Genomic DNA, 13,282 nt, shown 5'->3' on the forward strand with positions numbered 1-13,282 from the left:
GTCTCGCGCGCCGTCACTCGCCCGCCTGTCCAAGGTGGCCCTGGCCTGCACCGGGCTCGCCTGCTCCAGCAGCACGCCCTACGTGCAGCATCGGCCCATCCCGCCCGAGACCCCGTGTCCCGCGGGCGCGGTAGAGACCGCCGAGCGCTTCGGACTCGACCAGGAGGACCAGTTCGAGGGCTCCATCGGAGAGAACTTCGGCACACCCTTCCGGAACATCACGGTGAAGGAGGGGTACCTGATGACGAACGTGCACCGCAAATTCAGGAAGCTCCCCGCGGGCGCGCAACTCGTCACCGAAATCATCTTCACCAACGAGCGCGTCTACGGCCGCATCCGGGAGATGCGCATCGACGACGACGTGTATCCCGTCTGCATGATGTTCTACGAGGTCGCCGACCCAGGGCGGAAGAGGCTTCCGGGGGGAGATGAGGAACACGCGGTCATCTTCAACCTCCTGCATGTCCGCGTCGTGGACCGCTTCCGGGAGATTCGTGGGCAGGATTGGTGACGAGGCCAGGCGCTTGCGCCTCGTGACCTGGCTCGTCCTGCTCCACGCCTCCGACACCGGAGGCGCTCCCCTTCCGGAGCGCGCCATCGAGCCCGACGGTGCCTCTTCACCAGCATCGAGTGTTCAAGCCCCTTCCACGCAGCCCCCTGACGCACTCTCTAGAGGGCCGTTCAGCGTGATGTACATCGCCGGAGCACTGGATGTCCGGGGCCTCGTCACCAGACCACTCGGCCCCATCGTCGCACCCGCCACGCCAGTCCTGTCGACCTCGACATCCGCGTACGCACACCGGACGAGCTCACGGGTCGCCGTGGTGCTGCAGCTCGCCTCGGCTGGAGGGCATTCACCGTGGACCCCGCGAGAAGCGACGCTCATCACCGCGACGGGACGTCACGTCCGGAAGCTCCTCGTCTGGCAATCACGGCCCCTCGAAAGCAAGGACACCGACGTGATGCTCGTCCTGGAGATCGAGGCCACACCCAAGGAACTCCGAGGCCGCTACCTCCTCGAGCTGCGCGAGGACACCACCTCGCCCCCGTTGCACCTGGGCCCGGTGAGCTTCCCCGAACTTTGACGGGGCGGGCTCACCGGCCCAGGGCCGAGCACGTCATGCAGAAGCGGGCCTCGGGAATGGCTCGCAGGCGGTGGCGTCCCATGGCGCCTCCGCACCGCTCGCAGCGGCCGAACAGTCCCACCGCGATGCGGGTGAGCGCCGCCTCGATGTCGAGCAACTCCTTGCGCTCCGCCTCGGACAGGAGCTCGTCCGCGTCCCGGACGGCCGCGAGACGCGTCCGTGACCGGAGCCGTTCGCCGCGCTGCACCAGGGCGTCACGCGCCTCACGAGCCAGACTGTCCATCTTCGCCTCCCGCGACCCTCGCCGGGCACCGCCGCCGCGCTCATCGCGACGCACTTCCCAGAAGAAGGCGTGTGGGGAGCAAGCAGTACAGGAACCATGCCACGTGGGGCCCTCATGCCTCCCCCCAGCCCCGCCGCAAGCCTTGCGCGCGCCCCGACGAGGCTCCGCAGCCCTTGCGGCCCGCCCTCACCGCGGCGTCGCGCGCTCGAAGGGGTGGATGACCTTCCAGTCACGCCGCATGTCCACGACGAGCCAGCCCCGTCGAGGCGCCTCGTCCAGCCCCCGGGCGAGCTTCCCCACGCGGGCCTCCCGGTCATAGGCCCACTCGCGCTCGGCATCGGTGTGGTGGACGAGCAGCCCCAGGCGCGGCCCCGGGCCCGAGGTGGTCCACTCGAGCATCTCGAAGTCCCCATCGGAGTTCCCGAAGGCCGCCAGGGGCCTGCGTCCCACCCCCTGCTCGATGCCCACGGGCTTGCCTGCTCCGTCATCGAGCAGGTCCAGCCCCGCGAGTCGAAGGACCGAGGGCGCGCCCCCCGAGTCCTGGTAGCGCAGCTTCACCCGGCTGCCCACCACCTGCTCGCGCGGCACGCCGTACACCCGCTCCATCCAGGGGCGCATGAAGCCCACGTCCCCACCGGAGACGACGAAGGTCTTGAAGCCCCGCGCCCGCAGGAATGACAACAGCTCCAGCATCGGCTGGTAGACAAGGTCCGTGTACGGGCGATGCAGCGTGGGGTGGCGCGCGGTGACGAGCCAGTCCGAGACCGTCCGCTCGAACTGCTCCGTCGTCATGCCCGCGTGCGTGGCCGCGAACAGCTCCATGAGCCCGCGCTTGCCGCTCGCCTTCACCGACTCCAGGTCGCCCTCGAGCACGCCCTGGAAGGGCTGGCGCGTGCGCCACTCGGGGTGCTGGGGCGCGAGCGCCTTCACCCGGTCGATGACGAAGGCCAGCTCGGCCACGAGGGGCTGCTCGGACCACAGCGTGCCGTCGTTGTCGAACACGGCGATGCGCTCGGAGGCGGGCACGAAGTCCGGTCCGCCCTCGCGAGTCACCCGCTCCACGAAGTCCAGGAGCGCCGCCTTCGTGGGGCCCTCCGTCCAGGAGGGGAGCGGGTCCTTCGAGGACGCCGCGACGTCCGCGTGCCCCCGCGCCGTGTCGTCCGTGGACGCGCGCTGCGAGGACGCACACCCGCTCGCGAGGACGAGCGAACACCCCATCAACATCCAGGCGACCCCGCGCATCCGTCCCCTCCCCATGGCCACTCCCCAACCTGCGCATCACCCCATGGAGTTCCATCACCCGCGCGCGCGAGGGGAACGTTCACCCGGGCGCGTCGTAGGCCCTGCCCCCGAAGGACGGCCGCGCCATGATGTCCCGGGCCAGCCTGTCACTGTACGCGGGGCCCTCGCGGCCGAAGGCCCGTGCCTCCTCGGCCGTCAGGCGCACGCGCACCGCCGTCATCGCGACGCCGCCCACGACGACCTCGATGACCAGCCCCCCGCCCTCCTCGCGCAGCACGCGGTAGAGCAGGGGGCTCTGGTGGATGACGTGCTCGGGGACGCTCACGGCACCTCGGTCACCACGGCCTGGGACACCGGCGCGTTGATGATCATGACCTCCGGCAACCCGCCCGATGTGTAGCCGCCGAACTTGAAGCAGTCCGTGTCCTGCTCCGACTGGCACTTCCAGGCGCCCGGGTCGCTGTCCACTGGCAGCCGCACGCACGGCGCCGACGCGCGCAAATCCAACGTCATCATCCGCAGCGGACCCTCGAAGTTCTTCGCCGGCAGCCCCAGCGCCTGCCCCAGCACCGCCGGGTCATGCGTCCCGCCCGACGACGCCTTCTTCACCGCGTCCCGGATGACCGACGACGGCGCCGCGAACAGGTAGCAGCCGCTGTCGTCACAGCGCCCGAAGTTCGTCGCCCCCCGTCTGCACCACGTACTGCTGATACTGCGCATCCTTCATCAGCCACGACACCGAGCCCTCCGGGAAGTTCTTCGCCAGGTGCTGCTCGATGCCGTACGGCGACGCCCGCTGGTCCGCCTCCCGGGAGAGCTCCGACTGCCGCTCGTCACAGCTCAGCGCCACCGGCGTCGACGGCTCCGGCGTGACGGCGGGCGCCGAGTGCCTGCACCCCACCACGAACAGCGCGCTCACCAACAGACCGCGAATCATCCAGGCCATGCACGAACCTCGCTTCAGGGGGTTGAGGGGTCGCGCAAGCTAGTCAAGGAAGCCACGCTCCTTCCCTGGCCCCCGGGGGCGAGTGCCGTGCATCCGACACGCCTGGGAATGGGGCCAGCGCCACCCGGTGGTGCGAGGCAGCGGACGGGCCCGCACAGAGGCATCGACTTTTGCCTCCAGACGGGGCAATCCAAGCCTCCTATGCGCTCGCAACCTGCTGGTCCCCCGCCCGAGCGGGGCCTGTTCTGCAACCGCACCCTCAACCTGCGCGCCATCAAGGCCGTGGGCTACGACATGGACTACACGCTCATCCACTACCGGGTGGAGGCGTGGGAGCGCCGCGCGTACGAGCACATCCGGGACAGGCTCGTCGCGCAGGGCTGGCCCGTGGGTGACCTCCAGTTCGACCCGGCGCTCGCCATCCGCGGCCTCATCATCGACACCGAGAAGGGCAACCTGCTCAAGGCCAACCGCTTCGGGTTCGTGAAGAAGGCGCTGCACGGCACGCGCACCCTGGACTTCATCACCCAGCGCGACGAGTACTCGCACGTCGTCATCGACCTGCACGAGCGGCGGTGGGTGTTCCTCAACACGCTCTTCTCCCTGTCGGAGGCGTGCCTCTACGCGCAGCTGGTGGACCGGCTGGACGCGGGGCAGCTACCCGGGCCCATGGGCTACGCGGACCTCTACGAGCACGTGCGCAAGAACCTGGACGCCACGCACATGCAGGGCCGGCTCAAGGCCGAAATCATCGCGGACCCGGAGCGCTACGTCATCGACGACCCGGAGACGCCGCTGGCGCTCTTGGACCAGCGCAACGCGGGCAAGAAGCTGCTGCTCATCACCAACAGCGAGTGGGCCTACACCGAGCCCATGATGCACTTCGCCTTCGACAAGCACCTGCCCGCCGGCATGACGTGGCGGCAGCTGTTCGACGTGGTCATCGTCTCCGCGCGCAAGCCGGAGTTCTTCACCACGCGCTCGGCGCTGTTCGAGGTGGTGGAGACCAACGGCGAGGCGCTCCTGCGTCCGCACTCGGGGCCGTTCAAGGAGGGCAAGCCGTACTTCGGCGGCAGCGCCGTGGAGCTCGAGCGCCACCTGGGCATCAGCGGCGACGAGGTCCTCTACGTGGGCGACCACATGTTCGGCGACGTGCACGTGTCCAAGAGCGCGCTGCGCTGGCGCACGGCGCTCATCCTCCGCGAGCTGGAGGACGAGGTGCGCGCGATTGCGTCGTTCCGCCCCACCGAGGCCCGGCTCGCCGAGCGCATGGTCCTCAAGGAGCGGCTGGAGTGGGACAGCTGCCAGCTGCGGCTGGAGCTGCAGCGCCGCCGCGGTAACTACGGCCCGCGCACGGACTCGCCCACCGAGCAGGAGCTGGTGGCGAAGCTGGGCACGCTGCGCGAGGAGCTGGAGGCGCTGGACGCGGAGCTGGGCCCCATGGCCCGCGCCGCCACCGAGCTGTCCAACCCCATCTGGGGCCTGCTCACCCGCGCCGGCAACGACAAGAGCCACCTGGCCCGCCAGGTGGAGCGCTACGCGGACATCTACACGTCGCGCGTCTCCAACTTCCTGTTCGCCACGCCCTTCGTGTACCTGCGCAGCCCCCGAGGCAGCCTGCCGCACGACCCGAGCCTCCCCGGCGGCACCCCCGTCTTCCCCGCCACCGACAGCGGCGGGGGCATGGCCGACGCCGAGTAGCCCCACGGCCCACCAGGCCTCCCCGAGCTCGCCTGGCCGCTCTCGGGGAGGCCCAAGTGCGCGGACTCACTGGACTTTCGTTCAGTAGGGGTGACGTGAGGGCAGGCAGGCATCTCCCCTCTGAAAGGGCGTGTCAGACCCCTCCGCTATGAGTTGTCGGGTGAGCCGATCAACCCAGGACAGCTCTTCGTCGTCGCGAGTGCTCGAGCAGCGCAACCTGCTCGGGGGGATGGACCTCATGCCCGTGCTCGGCCGGGGTGGGCGCAAGCGCGCCCGTCGTTTCCACGTCGCCTCCGAGAAGCGGCTGGGCTTCGCCGCGGCGCTGGCGCTGGTGGTGGAGCATGGCCGCCAGAAGGCCAAGGAGATTGGCGTCACGTCGCTGAGCCGCTGCCCGCGCTGCGACCACGTGGGCCCCACGGAGCAGGACTTCGGCTTCCGCGTGATGCGCGGCGAGCGCCGGCCCCAGTCCTGGTGCCGCGGCTGCCGGGGCCAGCACCTGGAGCCCAGCGAGTCGACCCAGACGAACACCGCCTCGCACAGCGAGGAGGGCTGGCTGTTCCCGCCCGAGACGACCACGAGCACGCGCCCTCCCCGGCGCGGCAAGCGCTCGTCGACGTAAAGCGCGGCATCCTCTTTCCGTCGAGGGCTGCGGGCCCACGGCTCCGGGTCGACCCCGTGGCCGGGCCCTCTCCCTCGGGGGAGCCCTCACGGGCGGCCAGGCGGGCGTCGCGTGTGGGGCCCTCGAGCCCCTGGCCTCCGGGTTGGACAAGCCGTGGAGCCGTCCTTACCTCTCCAGGGAAGGAGGGCGACATGGCGGTCCGGACCAAGATGGCGGGAGTGAAGAACAAGCGGCGGGTGGCCTCGGCCGGCGAGGCGCAGGCCAGCGTGCAGGCGTCCAAGGGCCGCAAGACGTTGCCCCGGGACGAGGCGGCGGCGCTCAGGCGGACGAAGACGCTGGCGCGGGTGACGCTGGGCCCGGCGGCCGAGGAGCACGCGCCCAAGAGCAACCGGCGGCGCACCTCGCTCAACGGGCGCAAGAAGGCGCCCAGCGAGATGAACGTGAAGCACCGGGGTGGGCCGCGCAAACGCTCGCGCATCCACGGCGGCTGAAGCGCCGTTTCAAAGGCCCTCTCATCGACACGCCGTCCGCGCTCCCGAGTCGGAGCGTGGGCGGTGTTCGTGTTTCAGGGGGTGGCGCGCGGACGGCGCAGCCGGAGGACGAGCGCCTCGAAGGCGACGTAGGACACGGGCAGCACCAGGGCGAAGAAGACGGTGAGGTGGGGCAGGTACGGGAAGGCCCAGGGGTCCTTCAGGTGGGCGGCGATTGAGGCGAACAGGCGCCCGGGGTCCGCGAGCACGTCCCAGCTGTTCCACCGCTCCACGCGGCCCAGGTAGATGCCATAGCCGCACAGGAGCGAGGTGACGCCGACGAAGGCCCACGCCGTGCGACGGCCGTGGCGCTCCTCCAGCCATTGCTTCCAGACCTCCAGGGACAGCAGGCCGAGCATCCACCCGGTGGCGGCGAACAGGGCCAGCAGGGCCGCGTCGAACCAGAGCGGGACGACGGGCCGCTGGTGCAGGTGGATGAAGTCGGTGAGGAGGTAGGGCGCGTTGGGGAACAGCGCGAGCCACCCCAGGGCGAGCGGCGCCAGCACCCAGCCCCTGCCGTGACCCCGCACCATGAGCACCCGCGCGAGCAGGGCCAGGACATAGGGGACCCAGGCGAGGAACAGGTTCCAGGTGAGGAAGGCGAAGCTGGCGCGCTCGCTCCAGTCGAGGCGGAAGGCCAGCAGGCCCACCGCGAGGACGCTGCACAGCGTGGCGGGGACGAGGCCGTGGTGACGCGACACGGAGAACAGGGTCATGGCCGAGGACAGGTGTGGCCCGTGGACCACGCCAGGGTGGAGTCTGCGTTGGAGCCCCGAGTGTAGAGCAAGGGGTGGGCCAGCTCCGTGTGTGGTCCTGGGTCCACACGGGTGGGGTTCGCAAGTCGGGGGGCCCTGGGGTTGCTCTGTGTGGGTGAGCGGTGCTTCGGCGTCAGGGACGGTGAGGCATTACCGTCCTTCTGCTTCGAGCGCGCCCGTTCGAGAAGGTCCTACACGCTCCTCAAGACGGTTCAACTCCGTCCACCTCCACTTCCATGGGGGTGACGCCGCGGGTGCGGCACCTGATTCATAATCAGAGATTCCGGCTTCCTCACTCGGGCGCGCTCATTCTTCTTCCTCGTGCTGGTGGCTCCCCGGTTCTGCGCGAACCGGGTGCGGGCTCACTCGGGGTCGACTGGCTTCATCGGAAGACACAGCTCTCCATCGCTCTTCAGGGCTCGTTTCCTCCAGCGGGTTCGCACCCTGCGAACTTGAACAACGTGGCCTCCAGCTCCGGGTCCTCGGCGAGCACGCGCGTCACCCAGCCCTCGACGAGACGCGCGACGGGAGCCTCGACCTCGGACGGGGCGAACACATGCTTGGTGGGGTTGCCCAGGACGTCCGGCGCGATGCTCAGGTCGAGCACGCCCGTGAGGTGTTCGAGCAATGCCCCGTCCGAGAAGGTCTGTGCATCGCGCTCACGGCCGAGGCGCCGCAGGCGCGCGACGAACGCCCTGCGCATCCCCACGAGGAATCCCCGGTGGTGCGGTCCGCCCACCAGACAGCGCTGGAGGTTCACCCAGGACGACAGACCTCGGCTCAGACGATGTCTCCAGCCGAGCGCGACCCGGAGCCGCACACCCTCCACCTGTCCCTCGAAGATCCAGGGCTCCTGGATGAACGAAGTGTCCGCCAGCTCGGCGCACAGGTCAGCGAGTCCGCGCTCACGGAAGAAGCGTGCCTCGGTGCCCGTGGCCTCGTCCCGCAGGGTCCAGGACACGCCGGCATGGAAGGCGGACAGCACATGGACGCGCTCCTGGAGCCCGCTCCAGGAGAAGCGAACGGTGGAGGTGAAGAGCGATTCATCCGGGGTGCAGGTGATGTGCACTCCGGAGTCCGTGCCGGAGGCATCGCTCGCCGCGAGCGGGAGGATGCCCTCCTCGGCGACACCTTCCCGATAGCGGCGCCGCCACGTCTGGCCCTTCGACCACGCGACGACGTCGAGCCGCGAGGAGAGGACGTTGATGGCACCGAGATACACCTCCGAGTCCCGGCAGTGGATGCCCGAGGGAGTGCCGAGCACGGCGGGGACCGCCCTCGATTGGGACGCGAACGCGTCGACCGTGAACCAGGGCTCGAGGCTCTCGAGGGGCGCGGTCCAGGGGAGCAGCGGCCACGGAGAGCCGTCGAAGGAGACCCGGCAGGCACCGTCCGCGAGCAGGTCCACGCAGATGGCTCGCACACGCCCCGCCCTGCCCGCGTTGAACCCGAGCACCAGGAGGTGCTCCAGGAACATGCTCAGCCCGAACTCGTCCCGGTTTCCGACATACATCCCGGGCCGCCGACGAATCATTCGGCGCAGGTCATCCGGTGTGAACTCGTGGTCCATGAAGGAGTCCTCGATACGCTCCAAGCTCTTCACACCCCAGCCGTGAGCCAGGGAGGTGGGAGCCCGGAGTCATGCGTGAAGAGGTGGGGTTCAGCGGGAGCGAAGGCCCGCGACCTTCAGGACGAACTCCTCCAGCTTCGGGTCCTCGACGAGCGCCTGCTCCACCCACTGAGCGACGAGCTGGGTGACGGTGGACTGGACCTCCGCGCTGGCGCGTCGCTCTCGGGTCATCAGGTACCAGTCCGTCTTCTCCACCTGGATGTGGAGCACGGCGGTGAGGTGTTCGAACAAGGCCGTGGCATCGAAGCGCCGGGCCCGCGCCGAGACACCTCGCCGCGCCAGGCGCGCGGAGATGGCCTCACGCATCCCCAGACGGAATCCGACGCGATGAGGCCCGGCATCGTTGCGTGCGAAGAGGTTCGCCCACGCCACCACTCCCCGACCCGGGCCCTCCGTCCAGACGAGCGCGAGCTGGAGGGAGGTCTTCCCCACCTTCGCCTGGAAGCACAGAGGGTTCTGGGAGCCGAGTGGAGACGGAGCGAGGTCCCGACACAGATCCGCGAGCCCCTCCTCCCGGAGGAACCGGGCCTCGGTGCCAGTGGCCTCGTCTCGCAGCGTCCAGGTGACGCCGGGGTGAAACGCGGACAGCGCCTCGATGCGCTCACGCAGGCGCGGCACGTCGAAGCAAGGAGGCGGTTCGAACAGGGAAGCATCCGGCGTGAAGGTGATGCACAGCCCGGACTTCGAGGTTCGTGGAGCGGTGTCATCCTCGGTCCAGACGATGACGTCCAGCGGGGAGGAGAGCGCACAGAGCATCCCCAGGTCCACGAAGGGTGACTGCCAGAGCCCCCCGGAGGGAGTGCCCGGCGGAGGCTCTCCGTCCTTGTCCGTGAGGACGTCCTGTAGGGTGAGCCACGGCTCGAGCTGGGCAGCCGAGGTGCCACAGGAGAGCTTCCACGGCCAGAGGCCGACGTGGAAGCGGCAGGAGTCGTCCGCGCGCAGTGAGACGGAGAGCTCCTGTGCACCGCCATCCCTGGCCGCGAGGAACCCCAGCGTCAGGAGGAAATCGACGAGCGAGCTCCGGCCACGCATTCCGGTGTCGCCGACGTACATCCCCGGCCGTCGTCGAATCCAGCCGCCAAATGAGTCAGGGTCGGAGTGCATTCGAGGGGGCTCCCGACAGCGCCAGGACCCGGGCCTCCACCTGGGAGTCCTGGGCAAGCGCAGCCTCCACCCAGGTCGCGACCAGTTGGGCCACGCCCTCTTTCAATTCGGGATTGGCGAGCTGGGCCCGGGTGGGTCCCTTCCAGACGGGCTCGGACAAGCCGAGGCTGAGCACCGCCGTGAGGTGGGCAACCAGGGCCTCCTCGGGGAACGCCCAGGCCTCCTGGCTGGAACCTCGTGCCTTCATCCTGGAGCGCAGCGCCTTGCGCAGACCTTGATGGAATCCCTGGTGGTGGGTTCCACCCTCGTAACAGCGATGGATGTTCGCCCAGGACCGCACTCCAGCCCCCTCGAAGGCCCCCCACTGGAGAGCGAGGCCCACCTGGGTCGACCCCACCTGCCCCTCGAAGCTCCACGGCGGCGATAGAAGCCCTCGGGAGTCCACGAGCTCGTCGCACAGGTCCGCGAGCCCTCGCGTCCGCCGGAAGCAGCTCTCACGGCCCACGAGGGCATCTCGCAGGCGCCAGGTGACGCCTGGGAGCATGGCCGAGAGGATCTGGACCCGCTCCAGGATGTGCTGGGAGCGCATGCGAGAACCGGGCTCGAAGATGGAGGCATCCGGGGTGAACGTGATGCACAGCCCCTGCTCCGCGTGGCGCGGAGAGGGCGCATCCATCAGGCTCCTGGAGGACTCCGGCTCCGCGAGCCCTTCGCGGTAGCAGCGCCGCCAATGGTGGGCCCCCTCCCACGCGATGACGTCCAGACGGGGCGCGAGCGCATTGACCAGTCCCAGTTCCACGTAGGGGGGCAGGGAGATGACGCCTCGGGGCAAGCCCAGCGGAGGTGGCGTGCTCCAGTCGATGCCCTCGAAAGACAACCAGCGTTCGAGGCTCGACAGCGCCGACTCCCGGGACCCGGCGGGCCAGGGCCAGTGGTCGAAGGTGACGCGACAGGCGCCATCCGCCAGCAACTCCACGGAGATGTCCCTCCCCCCCCCGTTCCGCGCCCCGAGGAACCCCAGCAACAGCAGGACTTCGACGAGCTGCCCCAGGCCGAATTCCATGGTGTCGCCAACGTACATTGCTGGCCGCCGGCGGATGGCCCGCCGCAATTCCTCTCCGCTGTTTTGCACCTCCAGACAATATCAGACACGCGGCTCGGGACCGAGCTTCTTCGCTCGAAAAATGGGCCTTCCGCCGAGTGAACCCCGAGAGAAGATCAGCGCCGCCGCTTGACTCCCGCGAGCAGCAGGACCCAGAAAATCGCGAGCCCGGAAGTGGTCGAACAGCCGCCTCCGGAAGGCTCTCGCGGTGACTCGGGTTCGGGGTCCGGTGGCGGAACACAGGGCGTGAAGCAGCGACAGGCGACCGTTCCTTCCGGCTCCAGCCGCGCACAGAGACCACCAACCCCACAGGCCGTGTCCTCCGTGCAGGTGGCTCCGAAGTCGCCCTCTCGGAGCGCGGGCAGCAGGCACCGGCCCCCAGTCCCCTCCGTGACGACGCACGTGAGCCCGGAAGGGCACTGGGCGTCGTTCTCACAGTCCTCCAGGCACAGGGCCTCTGGAGAGAGCGTCGTGCCCTGCGCAGGCGCTGGCAGCGCGAGGAAGGGCTCGATGAAGTCGACCATCAACGCGTCCACTCGCACGTTGACCGCCTCCTCCCGACAGGCGACGTCACCGCTCACCGTGATGCCCACGAGCACGTCCCGCCCCGTGTCGTCACGAGCGAACACCGGCCCGCCACTGTCTCCCACGCAGCTCATGCCTGGTGCCGGTCCCGCCCGGAAGGACGCGGGCTCGACGTCCGTCACCCGCAGGGTCCCCTGGCGTCGTTGACCCGCGGGCTCGTCCACATCCTTCGTGTCGCCATAGCCCACCGCGCGCACCAGCTCGCCGGTCACCGGGACGACGTCACTCGACGGCAACTGCGCGGCAGTCACATGCACCGGGCTCGCGAGCCGCAGCAGCGCCACGTCGTACGCATGGGTCTTCGGCTCATACCGCGGATGGACGACCGCGCGAGCCACCCGCACGAAGCGCCCCTCCTCACTCGGCCTCGGCAGCAACTCCCGGCCGAGGAAGACCTCGTGCGCCCCCTCGGGCCCGAACAGGTCCAGACAGTGCGCCGCCGTGAGCACGACGTCCGGCGCGATGAGGACGCCCGAGCACAGCAACAACGGCGACGGCTCACTGCACCGCGTACGACGCGCGAGCAGCGCCACCGTGGCCACATCCTCGGGAGCATCCGTGCCCCCCACAATCGGCCACGCCGCCTGGGACGAGGAAGCCGGCTCTCGTGCTGCCTCCTCCCCGACAGGGGAACACCCTGTGAACAGCGCGCAAAGCGTGAGCACGAGGAGCCACACACCCCGAGCCCACTCGCTCCAAGAGCCACTGCGACTCCGCCCACTCGAGTAGAATGGGTTCATGCCGCCGGCTCGCGCTCGAACCACGGCCACGGTCTGTCCGGACACCTCACGATGAGCCCTCACAGGAAGGTCGTCTTCTACTGCACGGACTCCGATGGGAACCCGGACGTCGAGTCGATGTGGACCATCCCGCGGGCTGATGGCTACGAGTTGGACAACATCCCGTTCATCACGCGGGGCTACGCCTGCGGCGACGTCGTCTCCGCCGAGCCCGAGGCCGATGGCATGCTTCGGTGCACCGGGCTCGTTCGAGCCAGCGGACACAGCACCGTCCAGCTCCTGGTTACACATCCCAGCGACATCCCCAGAATCCGCGAGGAGCTGAAGCGACGCGGGTGCGACACGGAGTTCGGACATGGCCTGCTCGCCATCGACATCCCACCCGAGGTCCCCTACGCCTCGTTGAAGGACTACTTCGAGGAGGGCCATCGCACGGGTGTCTTCGACTACCAGGAAGCCTGCCTCGGTTTCCGGTAGCCACATCACCTCACTGCCGCAAGGCCTCCGCCGCGGCCTCCGTGCTCAGCGCCTGGATCTCCTCCCCCAGGCTCACCAGCCGGCCTCGGTGACGCTGGATGAGCATCTCCGTCTGCCGCACCCGCTCCAGGTCCCCGCGCGACTCCGCCAGCTCCCGCTCGCGCTCCAGCCGCTCCACGTCACGCCCCAACACCGACGCGATGTGCTTCGTCTTCTCCAACTTCCACTGCGCCGTCTGCGGCTGCTCCGGGACAATCTCGTCGTTCTGCTGCGGCGGCGGGTTCGCCACCTCCGGCTCCGGCGCCACATCCCCCGGCCCCAGCGCCACCACCGTCGCCGGAGGCGTCGCCTCCCCAGCCGGCACCACAGGCTCGGGATGGGCCCCCTCCACCGCGCGCGCCTCGGGCGACGACGGGAGGGGCACCGGCACCAGCTCGGCCTGCTCGACGCCCCGCGACACCGGGGCCGTCCCCTGCCCCATCA

General features: G+C 69.6%; 16 protein-coding genes and 1 pseudogene. 6 read left to right on the forward strand and 11 right to left on the reverse strand.

The window, feature by feature from the left end; translation table 11 throughout:
* Positions 1 to 511: pseudogene (locus FL311_RS44345) on the forward strand (hypothetical protein); the annotation flags it as partial.
* Positions 512 to 689: 178 nt separating this feature from the next.
* Positions 690 to 1,085 carry a DUF2381 family protein gene (locus FL311_RS44350; protein ID WP_228557258.1) on the forward strand — a complete coding sequence of 132 codons (396 nt, stop codon included), beginning with the start codon at positions 690 to 692 and terminating at the stop codon, positions 1,083 to 1,085.
* A 10-nt stretch (positions 1,086 to 1,095) separates the two neighbouring features.
* On the opposite strand, the gene FL311_RS33300 is transcribed toward FL311_RS44350, so the two are convergent.
* The 5 genes from FL311_RS33300 to FL311_RS45570 form a co-directional block, all read right to left on the reverse strand.
* Positions 1,096 to 1,368, reverse strand: coding sequence for a TraR/DksA C4-type zinc finger protein (locus FL311_RS33300; protein WP_141331616.1), 273 nt, complete (start codon positions 1,366 to 1,368; stop codon positions 1,096 to 1,098).
* A gap of 186 nt (positions 1,369 to 1,554) precedes the next feature.
* On the reverse strand, positions 1,555 to 2,610 hold the full coding sequence (locus FL311_RS33305) for an HAD family phosphatase (RefSeq protein WP_228557253.1): 1,056 nt from the start codon (positions 2,608 to 2,610) through the stop codon (positions 1,555 to 1,557).
* Between the two features lie 79 nt (positions 2,611 to 2,689).
* Positions 2,690 to 2,935 carry a hypothetical protein gene (locus tag FL311_RS33310; RefSeq protein ID WP_141331618.1) on the reverse strand — a complete coding sequence of 82 codons (246 nt, stop codon included), beginning with the start codon at positions 2,933 to 2,935 and terminating at the stop codon, positions 2,690 to 2,692.
* Complete coding sequence (locus tag FL311_RS45565) at positions 2,932 to 3,330, reverse strand: hypothetical protein (RefSeq protein WP_228557254.1); 399 nt, start codon at positions 3,328 to 3,330, stop codon at positions 2,932 to 2,934. The genes FL311_RS33310 and FL311_RS45565 overlap by 4 nt, the downstream gene beginning before the upstream one ends.
* Positions 3,272 to 3,556, reverse strand: coding sequence for a hypothetical protein (locus tag FL311_RS45570; RefSeq protein ID WP_228557255.1), 285 nt, complete (start codon positions 3,554 to 3,556; stop codon positions 3,272 to 3,274). The genes FL311_RS45565 and FL311_RS45570 overlap by 59 nt, the downstream gene beginning before the upstream one ends.
* Positions 3,557 to 3,757: 201 nt before the next feature.
* Between FL311_RS45570 and FL311_RS33320 the strand changes: the two genes are divergently transcribed.
* From FL311_RS33320 to FL311_RS33330, 3 genes are all read left to right on the forward strand, one after another.
* Positions 3,758 to 5,257 carry an HAD-IG family 5'-nucleotidase gene (locus FL311_RS33320; protein WP_141331620.1) on the forward strand — a complete coding sequence of 500 codons (1,500 nt, stop codon included), beginning with the start codon at positions 3,758 to 3,760 and terminating at the stop codon, positions 5,255 to 5,257.
* A 160-nt stretch (positions 5,258 to 5,417) separates the two neighbouring features.
* Positions 5,418 to 5,876, forward strand: coding sequence for a hypothetical protein (locus FL311_RS33325; protein WP_223751222.1), 459 nt, complete (start codon positions 5,418 to 5,420; stop codon positions 5,874 to 5,876).
* A 191-nt stretch (positions 5,877 to 6,067) separates the two neighbouring features.
* Positions 6,068 to 6,367 carry a hypothetical protein gene (locus FL311_RS33330; RefSeq protein WP_194869461.1) on the forward strand — a complete coding sequence of 100 codons (300 nt, stop codon included), beginning with the start codon at positions 6,068 to 6,070 and terminating at the stop codon, positions 6,365 to 6,367.
* 74 nt (positions 6,368 to 6,441) lie between these two features.
* Here the strand turns inward: FL311_RS33330 and FL311_RS33335 are convergent, their stop codons facing one another.
* From FL311_RS33335 to FL311_RS33355, 5 genes are all read right to left on the reverse strand, one after another.
* A complete protein-coding gene (locus FL311_RS33335) occupies positions 6,442 to 7,122 on the reverse strand; it encodes a DUF1361 domain-containing protein (protein WP_141331624.1) in 681 nt (226 codons plus the stop codon).
* Between the two features lie 451 nt (positions 7,123 to 7,573).
* Positions 7,574 to 8,731: a DNA gyrase subunit B gene (locus tag FL311_RS33340; protein WP_141331626.1), complete on the reverse strand. Its 1,158-nt coding sequence runs from the start codon at positions 8,729 to 8,731 to the stop codon at positions 7,574 to 7,576.
* Positions 8,732 to 8,821: 90 nt separating this feature from the next.
* Entirely contained in the window at positions 8,822 to 9,823 is a 1,002-nt protein-coding gene (locus FL311_RS33345) for a DNA gyrase subunit B (protein ID WP_194869462.1), read from the reverse strand.
* 55 nt (positions 9,824 to 9,878) lie between these two features.
* The gene (locus FL311_RS33350) at positions 9,879 to 10,958 is read right to left on the reverse strand and encodes a DNA gyrase subunit B (protein WP_194869463.1); all 1,080 of its coding nucleotides are present in this window, start codon (positions 10,956 to 10,958) and stop codon (positions 9,879 to 9,881) included.
* 155 nt (positions 10,959 to 11,113) lie between these two features.
* Positions 11,114 to 12,151, reverse strand: a complete 1,038-nt coding sequence (locus FL311_RS33355) for a trypsin-like serine protease (protein WP_228557256.1) — start codon at positions 12,149 to 12,151, stop codon at positions 11,114 to 11,116.
* A gap of 222 nt (positions 12,152 to 12,373) precedes the next feature.
* Here FL311_RS33355 and FL311_RS33360 point away from each other — a divergent pair, with 222 nt between their 5' ends.
* Entirely contained in the window at positions 12,374 to 12,799 is a 426-nt protein-coding gene (locus FL311_RS33360) for a DUF4265 domain-containing protein (protein ID WP_141331634.1), read from the forward strand.
* Positions 12,800 to 12,809: 10 nt separating this feature from the next.
* Here FL311_RS33360 and FL311_RS33365 read toward each other — a convergent pair.
* The coding region (locus tag FL311_RS33365; protein ID WP_228557257.1) for a hypothetical protein at positions 12,810 to 13,282 on the reverse strand (473 nt) is incomplete at its 5' end.

This window comes from Myxococcus sp. AB025B (assembly GCF_006518215.1).
In the GTDB taxonomy this organism is placed as follows: Bacteria; Myxococcota; Myxococcia; order Myxococcales; family Myxococcaceae; genus Myxococcus; species Myxococcus fulvus.